Annotated in this window: 14 protein-coding genes; 2 read left to right on the top strand and 12 right to left on the bottom strand. The window is 63.3% G+C overall.

The window, feature by feature from the left end; genetic code table 11:
- Positions 1 to 233 precede the first annotated feature (233 nt).
- Together ACWGS9_RS12330 and ACWGS9_RS12325 are read right to left on the bottom strand one after the other, a co-directional pair.
- Positions 234 to 404 carry a hypothetical protein gene (locus tag ACWGS9_RS12330; RefSeq protein ID WP_112127440.1) on the bottom strand — a complete coding sequence of 57 codons (171 nt, stop codon included), beginning with the start codon at positions 402 to 404 and terminating at the stop codon, positions 234 to 236.
- Positions 405 to 454: 50 nt separating this feature from the next.
- A complete protein-coding gene (locus tag ACWGS9_RS12325) occupies positions 455 to 1,240 on the bottom strand; it encodes a TSUP family transporter (protein WP_454505503.1) in 786 nt (261 codons plus the stop codon).
- A 308-nt stretch (positions 1,241 to 1,548) separates the two neighbouring features.
- On the opposite strand from ACWGS9_RS12325, the gene ACWGS9_RS12320 reads away from it, so the two are divergent.
- Positions 1,549 to 1,980: a TerB family tellurite resistance protein gene (locus ACWGS9_RS12320; RefSeq protein WP_454505502.1), complete on the top strand. Its 432-nt coding sequence runs from the start codon at positions 1,549 to 1,551 to the stop codon at positions 1,978 to 1,980.
- Positions 1,981 to 1,995: 15 nt separating this feature from the next.
- Here ACWGS9_RS12320 and ACWGS9_RS12315 read toward each other — a convergent pair whose 3' ends face one another.
- The 5 genes from ACWGS9_RS12315 to ACWGS9_RS12295 form a co-directional block, all read right to left on the bottom strand.
- Positions 1,996 to 3,618: an ABC transporter ATP-binding protein gene (locus ACWGS9_RS12315; RefSeq protein WP_454505501.1), complete on the bottom strand. Its 1,623-nt coding sequence runs from the start codon at positions 3,616 to 3,618 to the stop codon at positions 1,996 to 1,998.
- The gene (locus ACWGS9_RS12310) at positions 3,615 to 4,484 is read right to left on the bottom strand and encodes an ABC transporter permease (RefSeq protein WP_454505500.1); all 870 of its coding nucleotides are present in this window, start codon (positions 4,482 to 4,484) and stop codon (positions 3,615 to 3,617) included. Before ACWGS9_RS12310 ends, ACWGS9_RS12315 begins: the two co-directional genes overlap by 4 nt.
- Positions 4,481 to 5,428 carry an ABC transporter permease gene (locus ACWGS9_RS12305; protein WP_454505499.1) on the bottom strand — a complete coding sequence of 316 codons (948 nt, stop codon included), beginning with the start codon at positions 5,426 to 5,428 and terminating at the stop codon, positions 4,481 to 4,483. The genes ACWGS9_RS12310 and ACWGS9_RS12305 overlap by 4 nt, the downstream gene beginning before the upstream one ends.
- A gap of 254 nt (positions 5,429 to 5,682) precedes the next feature.
- On the bottom strand, positions 5,683 to 7,161 hold the full coding sequence (locus ACWGS9_RS12300) for an ABC transporter substrate-binding protein (protein WP_454505498.1): 1,479 nt from the start codon (positions 7,159 to 7,161) through the stop codon (positions 5,683 to 5,685).
- Between the two features lie 117 nt (positions 7,162 to 7,278).
- Positions 7,279 to 8,556, bottom strand: a complete 1,278-nt coding sequence (locus ACWGS9_RS12295) for an acetylornithine deacetylase/succinyl-diaminopimelate desuccinylase family protein (protein WP_454505497.1) — start codon at positions 8,554 to 8,556, stop codon at positions 7,279 to 7,281.
- A 282-nt stretch (positions 8,557 to 8,838) separates the two neighbouring features.
- On the opposite strand from ACWGS9_RS12295, the gene ACWGS9_RS12290 reads away from it, so the two are divergent.
- Positions 8,839 to 9,270 carry a L,D-transpeptidase gene (locus ACWGS9_RS12290; RefSeq protein WP_454505496.1) on the top strand — a complete coding sequence of 144 codons (432 nt, stop codon included), beginning with the start codon at positions 8,839 to 8,841 and terminating at the stop codon, positions 9,268 to 9,270.
- A 122-nt stretch (positions 9,271 to 9,392) separates the two neighbouring features.
- On the opposite strand, the gene ACWGS9_RS12285 is transcribed toward ACWGS9_RS12290, so the two are convergent.
- The 5 genes from ACWGS9_RS12285 to ACWGS9_RS12265 form a co-directional block, all read right to left on the bottom strand.
- Positions 9,393 to 10,388 (bottom strand): lipid A biosynthesis lauroyl acyltransferase, encoded by a 996-nt coding sequence (locus tag ACWGS9_RS12285; protein ID WP_454505495.1) that lies wholly within the window; start codon positions 10,386 to 10,388, stop codon positions 9,393 to 9,395.
- A gap of 108 nt (positions 10,389 to 10,496) precedes the next feature.
- Positions 10,497 to 11,525, bottom strand: coding sequence for a zinc-binding dehydrogenase (locus ACWGS9_RS12280; RefSeq protein ID WP_454505494.1), 1,029 nt, complete (start codon positions 11,523 to 11,525; stop codon positions 10,497 to 10,499).
- A 118-nt stretch (positions 11,526 to 11,643) separates the two neighbouring features.
- Positions 11,644 to 12,915 (bottom strand): beta-ketoacyl-ACP synthase, encoded by a 1,272-nt coding sequence (locus ACWGS9_RS12275; protein WP_454505493.1) that lies wholly within the window; start codon positions 12,913 to 12,915, stop codon positions 11,644 to 11,646.
- A gap of 78 nt (positions 12,916 to 12,993) precedes the next feature.
- Positions 12,994 to 14,181: a beta-ketoacyl-ACP synthase gene (locus ACWGS9_RS12270; protein WP_454505492.1), complete on the bottom strand. Its 1,188-nt coding sequence runs from the start codon at positions 14,179 to 14,181 to the stop codon at positions 12,994 to 12,996.
- A 56-nt stretch (positions 14,182 to 14,237) separates the two neighbouring features.
- Positions 14,238 to 14,519 (bottom strand): acyl carrier protein, encoded by a 282-nt coding sequence (locus tag ACWGS9_RS12265; RefSeq protein ID WP_454505491.1) that lies wholly within the window; start codon positions 14,517 to 14,519, stop codon positions 14,238 to 14,240.
- Between the last annotated feature and the right edge of the window lie 88 nt (positions 14,520 to 14,607).

The following is a 14,607-nucleotide window of genomic DNA, read 5'->3' as shown; positions in this document are numbered from 1 at the left end:
CCGGAGATCGATTGTCCTGTCGATGGCGTTCTGTCTCGTCGGACATTGCGCAAGCCTAAAGCGCGTCGCGCTGAAACGTTTCAGGCGACGCGCTTTAAGTCCTTGTTTTTATGCATGTCGTTGTCCCAGAACCGCGTACACTTCTGGGCGACATGCAATAGCAGAACACGCTCTCAAAAATCAAAAGCGCCCGGCACGTGCCGGGCGCTCCGAGTTGCCAGAGATTGATGTGCTCAGGCGCCGCGCATCAGGCAGCCGGCGGCCAGCACGATGTAGGCGATGAGCATGATCCACACCGACGCAAGTGGAATAAATGCAAGAACGCCAAGGGCGGCAAGAAGGCCGATAATGGCGATGACCAACGAAATAATGAACACGATCTGGGTAGGCGCACTGAGATTCATGTCCGTCCCTCCAACATGATTCGCACGTGCGAATTCTAACAGCAGGAGCGTCACACACCAATTAGCTGGCGTAAGGGGTTGGCGGGGTCGGCAAGCAGCTTCGCGGCGAGCGCCAGGCAGACGACCACCAGCAGTGGCTTGATCAGCTTCGCGCCGATCCGCATGGCCAGGCTCGCGCCGACACGGGCGCCGACGAATTGCGCCGCGCCCATCATCAGGCCGATCTTCCAATCGATGACGCCGACGGCGGCGAAGACGACGAAGCCGCCGATGTTGGAGGCGAAGTTGAGCAGCTTGGTGTGCGCCGTCGCCTTGAGCACGCCATAGCCGGCAAGGGTGACGAAGGCGAGCATGTAGAAGGAGCCGGCGCCGGGACCAAAGACACCGTCATAGAAGCCGACCAGCGGCGGGATGATCAGCCCGAAGAGGAAAGGCGACAGCCGCTCGGCACGGTCGACGTCGTCCATGTTCGGCTTCAGTGCGAAATAGAGCGCAATGGCGATCAAGAGCAGCGGCAGCAGGGCGCGCAGGAAGTCGCCGGGAACGACCGTCGCCAGCAGCGCGCCGAGCGCGCCACCGACGAGCGCCAGCAGCGCTGACGGCAGCTGGCGGCGCAGGTCCACCTGACCGTTGGCGGCATAGTGGATGGTGGCCGAGCCGGAACCGAACATGCCCTGCAGCTTGTTGGTGCCGAGCGTGGCGACCGGCGAAAAACCGGCCAGCAGCAGCGCCGGGATCGTGATCAGCCCGCCGCCACCGGCGATCGAGTCGACGAAGCCGGCGGCAAAGGCGGCGGCGATGAGGATGAGGACGGTCTGCAGGGTAGGGTCAATCATCAGGCAAGTCGCGGCGAGGAGAGCCGCAGCTTGCATCACGCTCGACCAGTTTGCGCAAGGCCAATTCCACGCTAAAGCGCGTCGCGCTGAACTGGATTCAGGCGACGCGCTTTAGGTTTTTGTCTTGATGCATGTCGTTGTCCCAGAACCGCTGCACACTTCTGGGCGACATGCATAGATCGGTTCACCGTTTCATGGAAACGCCGAAACCGCTCTATCTTTTGTCTTGGCGCAATTCCGACGGAAAACCGTTTCACACTTTTCCTGGAATTGCTCTAACAATCAGATGGAATCGCGGAGGGAGGCTGATGGCGATGGCGCTGCTCGACCAGATACGTTCGATCTTCGACGGTGACCCAGGGGTGCGCAAGGTGGCGGACGACCCTGTGCTGTCGGCGGAATTGCTGATGCTGTTCCGCATGATCCTGGCCGACGGCTCGGTCTCGGAGAGCGAGATGGTTGTCTTCCGGCGCATCTGCAAGGAAGCCTTCGGCATTGCCGAGACCTCGATCGACAGCGTCATCGAATATCTCAACGACTTTGGCTACGAGACCAACGGCTCACAGGCGATCGCGCTGTTCCGCGACCTCGATGTCGAGCGCCGAAAACTCCTTGCGCGCCACATGGCCGAGATCGCCAAGGCCGACTCCAAGCTGGCGGAGAGCGAGGTCAAGCTTCTGCACCGCACGCTCGACCTGCTCGATATCCGTCCGGTCGACGTGGTGAAGCCGGAGAGCTGAACGCGGACCGGTCGTCTATCCCTGTTCCTGCATTCTGCGCGCGATGGCTCGGTGGAGGTCGGGCGCTGCCGCGACAAGCGCTTGCGCCGGTTCAGAGCGCGGATGGTCGAGCACTTCGGCGGCCCGGCCGCGCTCGACGATCTTGCCTTCGTGCATGACCAGCACCTCGTCCGCCATGGCGCGGGCGACCGTCAGGTCATGGGTGATGAAGAGATAGGCGATGCCGAGTTTCTGGTTGAGCTCGGCGAAAAGGTCGAGGATCTGGGCGCGGATCGAGACGTCCAGCGCCGAGACCGGCTCATCGGCGACCACCAGCTTCGGACGGGTGATGATGGCGCGGGCGATCGACAGGCGCTGGCGCTGACCGCCCGAGAATTCATGCGGATATTTGTCCATGTCGCGCGGACCGAGCCCGACTTCGTGCAGCGCATGCGCGACCATCTCGCGGCGCTCGGCTTCGGCCGGCTGTTTCTCCAGAAGATGCAGCGGCTCCGCTACCAGCTTCTCCACCTTCTGGCGCGGGTCGAAGGAGCCGTAAGGGTCCTGGAACACGACCTGCATATCGCGCCTGGCCGGCCTTAGCGCCGACTCCGGCTTGCCCGTGATGGCCTCGCCGCGAAAGCGGATCGTGCCCGCCGTGGGCTTGTCCAATGCGAGGATCATGCGGGCGAGGGTGGATTTGCCGCAACCCGAACGGCCGACGAGCGCCACCGATTGGGCAGGCTCGATGGTGAGCGAGACGTCGTCGACGGCGCGGATCGGTTGCGCCGGCCGGAACAGTGATATGCGCCGTCCCGGATAGTCCCGGCCGACGCCTTCGACTTCGAGCAACGGTTTCGCCGACCCGGCAAGGTGTGGTTTCGGACGCGGCGGCACATGCATCGATGCAAGCGCCAGCTCGCGCGTGTAGGGGTGCAATTGTTCCGACAGGGTGCGCGCCGTGTCACCCGCTTCCATAACCTCGCCTTGGCGCAGGATGGTCAAGCGATCGGCCATCTCGGTCACCACGGCAAGGTCGTGCGAGATAAGCAGCAGACCCATGCGGTTTTCGCTGACCAGATCGCGCAAAAGGTCGAGAATCTGCGCCTGCAGCACCACATCGAGCGCGGTGGTCGGCTCATCGGCGATCAACAATTTAGGTTTCAGCGCGCAGGCAATGGCGATGACGACGCGCTGGCGCTGGCCGCCGGACAGTTCGTGCGGGTAGCGCGACAGCGGGAATTTGGCTTCGGGCAGCCCGACGCGGTCGAGGATTTTTCGCGCGCGGTCCTCGGCTTCGGCGCGACCCGCCTTGGTGTGCCAGCGAATGCCTTCGGCGACCTGTTTGCCTATGGTCTTGACAGGGTTGAGCGCCGTCATCGGCTCCTGGAAGACCATGCCGATATCGTCGCCGCGCAAGGCGCACATCTGGTCCTCGCTCGCCGCGAGGATGTCGATGCCGGCGAAGCTGACGCGGCCTTCGGCGCGCGCCAGATGCGGCAAAAGCCGCATGATTGTCAGCGCCGTCATCGACTTGCCGGAGCCGGATTCGCCAACCAGGCCGACAACCTCGCCGGGCGCGATGGCGAGCTCGACGCCTTTCAGGATCGGAGTGCCGCCGATCGTCAGCGACAGGTTCTCGATCTCGAGCAGGCTCATCGGCGCCGCCGCGATTTCGGATCGAGGATGTCGGCGATGCCGTCGCCGAGCAGGTTCAGCCCAAGCACGGTGATGACGATCGCCATGCCGGGAAAGATCGCCATCCAGGGCGCGGTCACCATGCGCGTCTGCGCATCGAACAGCATGCGACCCCAGCTCGGCATCGGCGGCTGGGCGCCGAGGCCGACATAGGAAAGCCCGGCTTCGGCCAGGATGCCCAGCGCAAACTGGATCGTGCCCTGGACAAGCAGCAGCGTCGCGATGTTGGGCAGGATGTGCTCGACGGTGATCCGCGTCATGCCTTTGCCGGCGGCGCGCGCGGCGAGGATGAATTCGCGCGGCCAGATGGCGAGCGCGCCGGCCCGCGCAACACGGGCGAAGACCGGGATGTTGAAGATGCCGATGGCGATGATGGCGTTGACCGCACCCGGGCCGAAGATCGCGGTGATCATGATTGCCGAAAGCAGCGCCGGAAAGGCGAAGACGAGATCGTTGACGCGCATCAGCGCCTCGTCGGCCATTCCGCCGCGCGCGGCCGCGAAGGCGCCGAGCGGCACGCCGATGCCCATGCCGATGCCGACCGCGACCAGCGCCACGGCGATCGAGTTGCGGGCGCCGACCATGATCATCGACAGGATGTCGCGGCCGAAATGGTCGGTGCCGAACCAGTGCGTCAAGGAGGGCGACTGCGTCTTGTCGGCGATCACCAGCCTTGTGACGTCATAAGGCGTCCATAGGAACGAGACGAGCGCGACGGCCACGACCAGCAGCGTGATGACGAGCCCGATCAGTAAGGAGCGGTTGCCGAACGCCCTGGCAAGCACGCCGGCAATGGTTTCTTCGGGCAGGTCGATGCGCATGGTCATTGCCGGCCTCGCAGGCGCGGGTCGACGATGGCGTAGGAGAAATCGACAATGAGGTTGATGAGGATCACGGCGGCGACCAGCAGCATGACGATGCTCTCGACCACGATCAGGTCGCGCTGGGTGATGGCCTGGAAGATCAGCCGGCCGAGGCCCGGCAGGTAAAAGACATTCTCGATGATGATGGTGCCGGCGAGCAGGAAGGCGAATTGCAGGCCGAGGATGGTGAGCACCGGGATCATGGCGTTGCGCAGCGCGTGGCGCCAGAGCACGGCTCGATAGGGCAGGCCCTTGGCGCGGGCGGTGCGGATATAATCCTCGTTGAGCACCTCGATCAGCGCCGAGCGGGCGACGCGGGCGAGGATCGCCGCCTGCGGCAGCGCTAGTGCGATGGCCGGCAACAGAAGGGATTTCAGCGCCGTCCAGATGCCGACGTTCCAGCCGGGAAAGCCGCCGGCCGGCACCAGCCGCAGCCAGACCGCGAAGAGATAGATCAGCATCAGCGCGAACCAGAAATTGGGCACTGCGACGCCGAGTTGGGCTGCCCCCATGGCTAGCGTGTCGCCCGCCCGGCCTTGTCGGCTGGCGGAGAACACGCCGACCGGAATGGCGATGACCGTTGACAGGGCGAGCGCAATCAGCGCCAGCGGCAGGGAAACGGCAATGCGTTCGCGCACCAAGTCGATGACGGGAACCGAATAGGTGTAGGAGCGGCCTAAATCGAGGCTGAGCATTCCGCCCGCCCAATGCAGGTAGCGCAGCACCAGCGGCGCATTCAGTCCCATCTGGTTGCGCAGCAGCTCGACCTGATCGGCGCTGGCGTTGAAGCCCAGCATCAGCCGCGCCGGATCACCGGGCAGGATTTCCATCACGGCGAAAACGACTATCGAGGCCAGCACCAAGGTGAGGGCGGCGATGATGAGGCGTTTTAGGAGGTAGGCGGTCATTGCTGAAGAATTGTTGAGTTGCCGGGTGCAAGGACCGGGTTAAGACGGAGTTCCCGCCCACCCCCCTTTGTCCTGCCGGACATCTCCCCCGCAAGGGGGGAGATTGAGCTCTCCTTTGCGCTTTCGCCAATCGCCGACGTCGAGTGGGTGTCGGCGGCTCGGAAACTGCCAATCTCCCCCCTTGCGGGGGAGATGCCCGGCAGGGCAGAGGGGGGTGTGACGGAGCGCAAGGTTCGCCTTTGGCCGAGTAGGCCTCAATCCGTCCACTTCACCTTGGTCAGGTCATTGGCCTGGATCGGCGCATTTTCCCACAGGCCCTGCAGCTTGGCGTCCCAGACGCCGACCTTCGGCAATTCATAGAGGAAGCCGACCACGGCATCGTCAGCCAAAATCTTCTGCGCCTCGCCGAGCAGCTCCTTTCGCTTTGCCTCGTCGGAGGTGAGGTTCAGGTCGGCGATGATCTTGTCGAAGGTCGGGTTGCTGTAATTGAAATAATAGTCCTTGCGCGAATAGATATCGATGTCGTTCGGCTCGGTGTGGGAGACGATGGTCAGGTCGTAATCCTTCTTGGTGAAGACCTGGTCCAGCCACTGCGCCCATTCGACCGGGATAATCTGCAGATCGATGCCGACATCGCGCAGTTGCGAGGCGATGATCTCGCCGCCGAGCCGCGCATAGGAAGGCGGCGGCAGCTTCAGCGTCGCCTTGAAGCCGTTTTCGAGGCCGGCTTCCTTCAGTAGTTCCTTGGCCTTGTCGACATTGTGCGGATAAAGGCCGGTGAGATCCACGTAGTCCTTGTTAGCCGGTGACATATGCGAGCCGATCGGCACGCCGAGACCGGCCGAAGCGCCGTCGATGATCGCCTTGCGGTCGAGCGCAAAGGAGATCGCCTGGCGCACCTGCAGCTTGTCGAAAGGCGGCTTCTTGTTGTTGATCGACAGGATCGTTTCGCCTTCCGTCGAGCCGATCACCACCTTGAAACGAGGGTCGTCCTTGACTTGCGAGACGCTATCCGGATCGAAGAAAGGGAAGGCCTGGATGTCGCCGGAAAGCAGCGCCGGCACGGCAGCGGCGGCATCCGGCACGACGCGGAACTCGACCTTGTCGAGGGATACCGGCGCTCCCCAATAGCCGTCGGCCTTGACCAATGTGATCGACGAGCCCTTGGCCCAGTTCTGGAACTTGAAGGGACCGGTGCCGATCGGCCTTTCCTTGTTGGTATCGGCCGATTTCGGCGACACGATCACCGCATCGCCCCAGCCCATATTGTAGAGGAAGGAGCCTTGCGGGTTCTTCAGCGTCACCTTCACAGCGGTCGGATCGACGACGTCCACCTTGTCGATCTGCGCAAACAGGCCCTTCTGCGCATTGACCGAATTGTCGGCGCGGGCGCGGTCGAGCGAGAATTTCACATCGTCGGCGCTGAAGCCCGAACCGTCATGGAATTTCACACCGGCATGCAGCTTGAAGGTATAGGTCTTGCCGTCGTCCGAGATGGTCCAGCTTTCGGCGAGATCGGGCAGGACCTCGCCGTTCGGGCCGATGCGCGTGAGACCTTCGAAGACGTTGGCGTAGAGCACCTCGTCGATCGCAGCGGCGGCGCCCGCTGTCGGATCGAGATGGGGTGGTTCGAGCGGAATGCCGATGACGAGGTCGGTGCGCGCGGCAAAGGCCGACGTGGCGGCGGCGAATGACAGCACGGCCGCGGCGAAAATGGCCTTCCACAATTTCATCGCTGAACTCCCATTTGCTTAAACCTAGCCAAGTGTAGCGGATAGAAGCGTGATTTCGCGCGCGAGTAAATTGCGTTTCGTGCTGCCGGACGGCGCCAGGCGGAATGTTTTTCCCGATCAGCCGGTCGTGCCGCGCAAGAGCACGTTGAGGCCGATCGCCATCACCTTGGCCGATTCCACCATGTCGGCGATGCCCACCCATTCGTCCGGCCTATGCGCAAGGTCGAGAATGCCCGGGCCGTAGGCGATGCAGTCATAGAGGTGGCCGATGCGCGCGACGTGCTTCTGGTCGTAGGTACCGGGCGAGATCACATAGTCGGGCTCGCGGTTGAACACCTCCATGATGCCTTTCGCGACAGCCTTCACCACCGGCGCGTCGCGCTCGGTCATCAGCGGCAGCACCTCCATCAGGTCGCGGATTTCGTAGTCGAATTTTGTCCGCTCGCGCTTCAGCCGCTCGAGGATGCCGGTGACTTCGCCTTTGACGGTGGCGATGTCCTCTTCGAGCAGGAAGCGTCGGTCGATGGTGAGCCGGCACCAATCCGGCACGTTGGGCGAGGGAAGCCCCGGCCGGAAATCCTCGGTCTGGCCGCCATGGATCGAGTTGATGTTCATGGTCGAGCGCCTGGCGCCTTCCGGCACCACCGGCATGCGCGTCATCTTGCGGTCGAGCGCCGGGAAGAGCTCTTCCTCGAAAGCCTGCAGGACGGCGCCCATATGGCGCACCGCGTTGTCGCCGAGGAACGGCATCGAACCATGCGCGATTTCGCCCTTGGTCTCGATCTCAGCCCACCAGACGCCACGGTGGCCAAGGCAGATGCGATCCTTGTTCAGCGGCTCAGGGATGATGACGTGGTCGACCTTCGGCTTCGAGAAATAGCCGAGCCTTGCCAGATGGGCGACGCCGCCGAAACCGCCCGATTCCTCGTCCGCCGTGCCCGATATCTCGATGGCGCCGGGGAAATCGGGATAGACTTCCATGAAGGCTTCCACGGCGATCACCGAGGCCGCCAGGCCGCCTTTCATGTCGCAGGCGCCGCGGCCATAGACCCTGCCGTCCTTCACCACGCCGGCGAAGGGATCTACGGTCCAGCCGTCGCCGGCCTCGACAACGTCGATATGCGAGTTGAAGTGCACGCATGGGCCGGGCGAGCGGCCGTCGAAGCGGGCGACGACATTGACGCGCGGATAGCGTTCGCTGTCGCCGGGCGCGCCGTCGGCGCGGACAAACTCGGTTTCGAAGCCGCGTTTGCTCAGGCGCGCGCCGAGAAACTCGGCGCATGGCCCATAGGCTTCACCCGGCGGATTGACGGTCGGGAAGCGGATCAGGTCCGCGGTCAGCGCAACCAGGTCCTCGACCCGGTCCTCGACCGCTTTGAGAAGTCGTTCATTCATTCGGCGGATTGAAGAAGGAACGCAGCACTTTTGCAAGCGACCAGTCGCTCATTTGCAAGCGACCAGTCGCTCATTGCCACACGACGATCCAGGCATGGCGCAACGCTCCGCCTAAACTTCAGAGGGTGCATGTCGCCGCGGCAACCATACCGGGAAAATCGTTCAAATTCACCGTATTGCATTGGCGGAATCGTCAACGAGTGTGTGGTATTTAACGCATCTGCCGGCAAAAAGATGGAAAAACCGCGTCGATGGCAGGGGCAATCAAAGGGGTTTGATCGCATGAAAAAGTTCGTTCTCATGGCAACCGTGCTGGCAACCGCGTTGTTTTGCATGTCTATCGCAAGTCGGGCGGCCAACCTGGTCGCCAATATCAACGTCTCGTCGCAGACCATGACCGTCAGCAAATACGGCCAGGTGGTTTATCGCTGGAGCGTGTCGACCGCGCGCAAGGGCTACTTCACGCCGCGCGGCAGCTACCGGCCGCAATGGACCGCCCGGATGTGGTACTCGAGCAAGTATGACAACTCGCCGATGCCCTATTCGGTGTTCTTCCACGGCGGCTACGCCATCCACGGCACCGGGGCGGTCAGAAATCTCGGGCGCCCGGCCTCGCATGGCTGCGTGCGCCTGCATCCGGCCAACGCAGCGACCTTCTACGCGATGGTCAAGGAGGCCGGCTTCGGCAACACGCGGATCGTCGTCACCAACTGATCTGGGGCAACGCCGATCGGCTGGAGCAATTCCAGGAAAAATGTGAAGCGGTTTTCCGTCGGGAATTGCGTCAAAACAAGGATTTAGAGCGGCCCGCCGTTTCCACGAAACGGTGAGATGCTCTAAAGGCCGGCTGCCTCCCTGGCCTGCCCGCGCCGCTTGCGGCGACGGCCGCTGATTTCCCAGCGCTTGTGGAACCACATCCACTGTCCAGGATCCTCGCGCACCCAGCGCTCGACCACGTCGGTGAGGAGCTGGGTGGCGGCATTGACGTCGACACTGCCGTCTTCGGTGCGCGGCAAAGTCAGCTTGTCCTCGATGTCCAGACGGAAGCGGTTGCCCGGCAGCCTGACGCAGCGGGCGGGGTAAACGTCACAGTCATAGTGGCGGGCGAGCATGCCAAGCATCGGGTTGCTCTGGCATGGGCGACCGAAGAATGTCGTCTCCACACCGCCTGAAAATTTCTGATCGACCAGCACGCCGATATTGCCGCCATTCTCCAGGATGGCGGCAAGAGCGAAGGACGCACCGGTGGCGGAGGGTAGCAGCTCACCCATGGAGGAGCGGCGCGTCGAGAGAATGTAGTCGGCAAGGTAGGGATTGTTCGGCGGGCGAAACAGCGCCGTGATGCTCATGCCGAAAGTGGCGGCGGCCACCGGCAGCAGCTCGAAATTGCCGAGATGGCCGGTGAACAGGATGTGCGGCTTCTTCTCGCCGGCGATCTCGACGAAATGCTCGATGCCGCGAACCTCGACCCGGCCCGGCTTCGAAGCGTTCGGATCGAAGTCGAACAGGGCGTCGAGGAAGATGTACTCGGCCGCGAGGCGAGCCATGTTGCCCCACATGTCGAGCGCGATCGCTTCGATCTCGGCGTCGCTCTTTTCCGGATAGGCAAGGCGCAGATTGTTGACGGCCACGCGGTGGCGTCCAACCAAGGGGCCGATGCGGCGGGCGGCACGGTCGGCGAAGTTGAGCGCGCTGTCGGGCGGCAACAAACGCAGCAGCGACAACATCACCATGGCGAGCCTGGCGACCAGCCAGTGCTCCAGCTGGCGTAGCCGCCGGCCGTAGCGGAACATGAAGTCCCGGAGGGCTTTCCTGAACACCTTGCCGACCATCCGCCTTTAGGGCGTTGCATCGTTTCACGGAAACGATGAACCGCTCTATCCTCTTGTTTTGACGCAATTCCTGACGGAAAACCGCTTCACATTTTTCCTGGAATTGCTTTAGGAAACGCGCAGGATGATCTTGCCGAACACGTCGCGGCCTTCCATGCGCTTCAGCGCCGCGTCGATGTCGTCGAAACCCACCTCGGTATCGATCACAGGGGCAACGAGGCCGGCCGCCATCTTCTGCATGGCATTGGCCATGTTCTCCATGCGGCAGCCGAAGGACCCGAGCAGCTTCAGCTGCTGCTGGAAGAGCTGCATCAGGTTGACCTGCGTCGACACGCCCGAGGTCGAGCCGCAGGTGACGAGGCGGCCGCCGCGCTTCAAGCAGAGCATCGAACCGGCAAAAGTGTCGGCGCCGACATGCTCGAACACCACGTCGACGCCCTTTTTCCTGGTCAGCTTGCGCACGACGCCTTCGAAACGGTCCTCGCGGTAGTTGATGACATGGTCGGCGCCAAGCGCCTTGGCCTTGTCGATCTTGTCGTTCGAGCCGACCGTGGTGATCACCGTGCAACCCATCTTCTTGGCCAGCTGGATGGCGGCGGAGCCGATGCCGGAGCCGCCGGCATGGACGAGGATGGTTTCGCCCGGTTCCAGCTTGGCATTGTCGAACAGCATATGCTCGACCGTGCCGAAGGTGACCGGAGCGACCGCCGCACCGATTTCCGTGACGCCGGGAGGAGCGGGCACCAGGAGGCGCGCCGGCAGGTTGATCTTCTCCTGAGCGAAACCATCGAGGTGGAAGCCGTGGACGCCGGAAACATGCTCGCAGAGATTGTCGCGGCCTTCACGGCAGGCCCGGCACAGCCCGCAGGTGCGCGCGCCGTAGATCGACATCAATTGTCCCGGCAGGAGGTTGGAGACGCCGGGCCCGACCGCTTCGACCTCGCCCGCGGCTTCGGCGCCGACGACCAGCGGCAGCTTGCGCTTGGCAAAAGCCATGCCGCGCCAGCCCCAGACGTCGATATGGTTGAGCGCCACCGCCTTGATGCGGAGCGTCACTTCGCCGAGCGAAGGCGGCGGGGGAGGCGGCAGGTCCACCGCTTCAAGGCGGCGGTCCTCGATAAGTTGCAATGCGCGCATTTGGCCTGTCGGGTTCTGAACTAAAGCGCGTTGCGCTTTAGTTCTTTGTTTTTATGCATGTCGTCGTCGCGAAACCGATTTCACTTTTGCGCGACATGCATTGGCGGAAAAAGTCCGCTTAGACCGGTTCCCTCGCCATGACAAGGCAGGTGTTCTGGCCGCCGAAGCCGAAGGAATTCGACAATACCGTGCCGACTTCGGCGTTGCGCTTCTTGTTCGGAACGACGTCGAGCACGATAGCGGGATCGGGATTGTCGTAGTTGATGGTCGGCGGGATGACGCTTTCGCGCATGGTCATCAGCGAGAAAGCGGCCTCGACCGCGCCGGCGGCCGATAGCGTGTGGCCGATCATCGACTTGTTCGATGAAACCGGCATCGAGCCGATGCGCTCGCCGAAGACGGTCGACAGCGACAGATGTTCCATCTTGTCGTTTTCCGGCGTCGAGGTGCCGTGCGCATTGACGTAGTCGATCTCGTCTTCGCTGAGGCCCGCATCGGCCAGGGCGGCGCGCACAGCCGCGATTGCCGGCGAGGCGTCGGGCTTGGAGCGGGTGCGGTGGAAGTCGTCTGCCTTTTCGCCGCAGCCGCGCATGATGCCGAGGATGGTGGCGCCGCGTGCAAGGGCTGCCTCCAGCGATTCCAGCACCAGCGCGCCGGAGCCTTCCGCCAGCACGAAGCCGTCGCGGTCCTTGGAGAAGGGTTTTGACGCCTTCTCGGGAAGGTCGTTGTGGGTGGAGAGCGCCGAGAGCAAAGAGAAGCGGATCAGCGCCTCAGCGGTGGCTGACCCATCGGTGCCGATCGACAGCGCCTTGTCGCACTCGCCGCGACGGATCGCCTCGACGCCGAGCTGGATGGCAGTGGCGCCGGAAGCGCAGGCAGTCGACAAGGTGATCGGCAGGCCGCGCGTACCAAAATGGTCGGCCAGCCGGTCGGCAATCGAGCCGAACTGCGTGGTCTCGAAAATGTCGAGCTCCTTCAATCCGCGCGCCACGCGAAGCAGCCTTTCGGCACCGGTGTCGCCCTCGCCGGAATTGTAGAGCGAAAAGCGGTCGGCCCAGTCGAGCTCGACCGGCGGCGAGGCCAGGAACAGCGGGCCACCGAACTCGCCTGATTCCAAACCCGCCTCGGAGACGGCCTCCTGGGCAGCGGTTTCGGCCAGTTCGTAGGTGAGGTGACTAGCGCCCTTCGAACTCGACGGCAGGAAGTCGACCATGCCGGAAATGCGCGTGTTGAGCTGATCGACCGGGAAGCGGGTGATCTGATGGATACCTGACGTGCCCGAGGTCAGTGCCGCCCAATTGTCTTTTTTGCCGATACCCAGCGACGTCACGACGCCGATACCGGTGACGGCGACGATCGGCCGACCCATGTGATCGCGAAGATTGGCCATGCTTTACGTGCCTCGTCCTTGAGCAATTCCAGGAAAAATGTGTAGCGGTTTTCCGTCCGGAATTGCGAAAAAACCGATCTAAGCGGCTTTGACCAGCCCCAAGCCCTCGAATTGGTGATAGCCGATCGCCGTTGCAAGGACGGAAGTCGGGGCGCCTTCGTAAGGCCGCTCCGCCGCGGCATCGAACACGGGGTAACCGGCCCTGCGGTCGACTGCCATTGCGGCGAGTGCAACGGCGAAGGGGAACTGCGCTTCCTTCATGTGCCCGGTCAGCGTCGAGAATGCCCGCGCGGCAAGCGCCGGGTTCGCGTCGAATGCTTCCTTCTCCGCCGCTGTGGCGGCGTGGGCGCCGGAGGCGGCGGAAATCGTAAGCAGTTCGCCATCGGGAAGGGCGGCTTGCTTCAGCAGCGTGGCGATCTCGGCATTCAACTCGCCGCGCCGGCGTCTGGCGCGGCCGGAAACGACGGAGCCAAGCTCGGCGTAGATCTTGCGGCCGCGGCTCTTCGCGTGCTCGCGTTGCTCCAGCACCAGGAAGGCGCCGCCCGAGCCCGTTACCACGCCGCCGCCTTCGCTGCCCCGGCGTTGCCAGACGGGCTTCCATGGGCCGCGATGCAGATAACCGGCTAGCTCATAGCCGAGCAGCATGTCGGAATGCTCGGTCTGGAAGGCCCCGCCGACCAGTACATGGGTCGACTGGCCGGAGCGGATGCGCGCGGCCGCCGTCTCGACCGCCGAGACGCCTGCGCCTTCCTCGCCCATGAAGGTGCGGGAGGAGCCGGTGACCTTGTGGACGATCGAGATGTTGCCGGCAAGCAGGTTGGAAAGCTGGGCGAGGAACAGCGTCGGCCGCAATTCCGTGGTCAGCTTCTCGTTGAGCAGCACGTCGCGGTCGTTGCGGCTTTCGGAGGCCGCAAGGATCGCGGCGTCGACGGCCTCGTCACGCTCGCCGCCGCCGGCCGCCACCACCATGTCCATGGTCGCACACAGCTCGTCATTGCCCTTGATGCCGGCGTCGTCCAGCGCAAGGCCGGCGACATAGGTGCCAAGGCGCTGCCAGGTTTCCATCTGGCGCTGGTCGCCGCGCTTGGCGATCTGCAGGTTCCAGTCGATCTCGGGCAGGGGATGAATGGTATAGGGCGCGAAGCGCTCAGCCTCGAGCACCGGCTGGAAACCAGGCTGGGTCAGCTTCTGCCAATGCGCATCGGGACCTTCTCCCAGCGAAGAGACAAGGCCGATGCCGGTAATGACGACGTCGTGGGCACTCATGGGCGGCTGTTTTGGGTCAGGTGACCGGGCGGCGTCAAGACCGCGCCCGAGCCGGCTCAGGCGGCCTTGGCCGCGACCAGGGCGTCGATCTTGGCGCAGAGGTTCCTCATGACGAAGTAATCGTCGGTCGAAGCCTTGCCGTCATTGACTTCCTGCGTCCACTTCTCGAGCGGCACCTTGATGCCGAATTCCTTGTCGATGGCGAAGACGATGTCGAGGAAATCGAGGCTGTCGATGCCGAGGTCGTCGATGGTGTGGCTCTCGGGCGTGATGGTATCGATGTCGATCTCGCTGGTGTCGGCAATGATCTTGGCGACTTTCTCGAAAGTGGTGGACAAGGGCTCTTCCTTCGGTTGCGGGCGGAATCTGTCCGCATCTTGTTTGGGCGCTGTCTAATCGGTTTTTTCCGGCAGGAAAAGGCCGAAT

Source organism: Mesorhizobium sp. Arg314 (assembly GCF_053714275.1).
Note: the sequence above shows the minus strand (reverse complement) of the source record. Positions and strands in the feature narration are given on the sequence as shown.

Excerpts from the sequence above, each read along its gene's own strand:
- ACWGS9_RS12330 (WP_112127440.1), bottom strand. The coding sequence starts at position 404 with ATGAATCTCAGTGCGCCTACCCAGATCGTGTTCATTATTTCGTTGGTC.
- ACWGS9_RS12325 (WP_454505503.1), bottom strand. The coding sequence starts at position 1,240 with ATGATTGACCCTACCCTGCAGACCGTCCTCATCCTCATCGCCGCCGCC.
- ACWGS9_RS12320 (WP_454505502.1), top strand. The coding sequence starts at position 1,549 with ATGGCGATGGCGCTGCTCGACCAGATACGTTCGATCTTCGACGGTGAC.
- ACWGS9_RS12315 (WP_454505501.1), bottom strand. The coding sequence starts at position 3,618 with ATGAGCCTGCTCGAGATCGAGAACCTGTCGCTGACGATCGGCGGCACT.
- ACWGS9_RS12310 (WP_454505500.1), bottom strand. The coding sequence starts at position 4,484 with ATGACCATGCGCATCGACCTGCCCGAAGAAACCATTGCCGGCGTGCTT.
- ACWGS9_RS12305 (WP_454505499.1), bottom strand. The coding sequence starts at position 5,428 with ATGACCGCCTACCTCCTAAAACGCCTCATCATCGCCGCCCTCACCTTG.
- ACWGS9_RS12300 (WP_454505498.1), bottom strand. The coding sequence starts at position 7,161 with ATGAAATTGTGGAAGGCCATTTTCGCCGCGGCCGTGCTGTCATTCGCC.
- ACWGS9_RS12295 (WP_454505497.1), bottom strand. The coding sequence starts at position 8,556 with ATGAATGAACGACTTCTCAAAGCGGTCGAGGACCGGGTCGAGGACCTG.
- ACWGS9_RS12290 (WP_454505496.1), top strand. The coding sequence starts at position 8,839 with ATGAAAAAGTTCGTTCTCATGGCAACCGTGCTGGCAACCGCGTTGTTT.
- ACWGS9_RS12285 (WP_454505495.1), bottom strand. The coding sequence starts at position 10,388 with ATGGTCGGCAAGGTGTTCAGGAAAGCCCTCCGGGACTTCATGTTCCGC.
- ACWGS9_RS12280 (WP_454505494.1), bottom strand. The coding sequence starts at position 11,525 with ATGCGCGCATTGCAACTTATCGAGGACCGCCGCCTTGAAGCGGTGGAC.
- ACWGS9_RS12275 (WP_454505493.1), bottom strand. The coding sequence starts at position 12,915 with ATGGCCAATCTTCGCGATCACATGGGTCGGCCGATCGTCGCCGTCACC.
- ACWGS9_RS12270 (WP_454505492.1), bottom strand. The coding sequence starts at position 14,181 with ATGAGTGCCCACGACGTCGTCATTACCGGCATCGGCCTTGTCTCTTCG.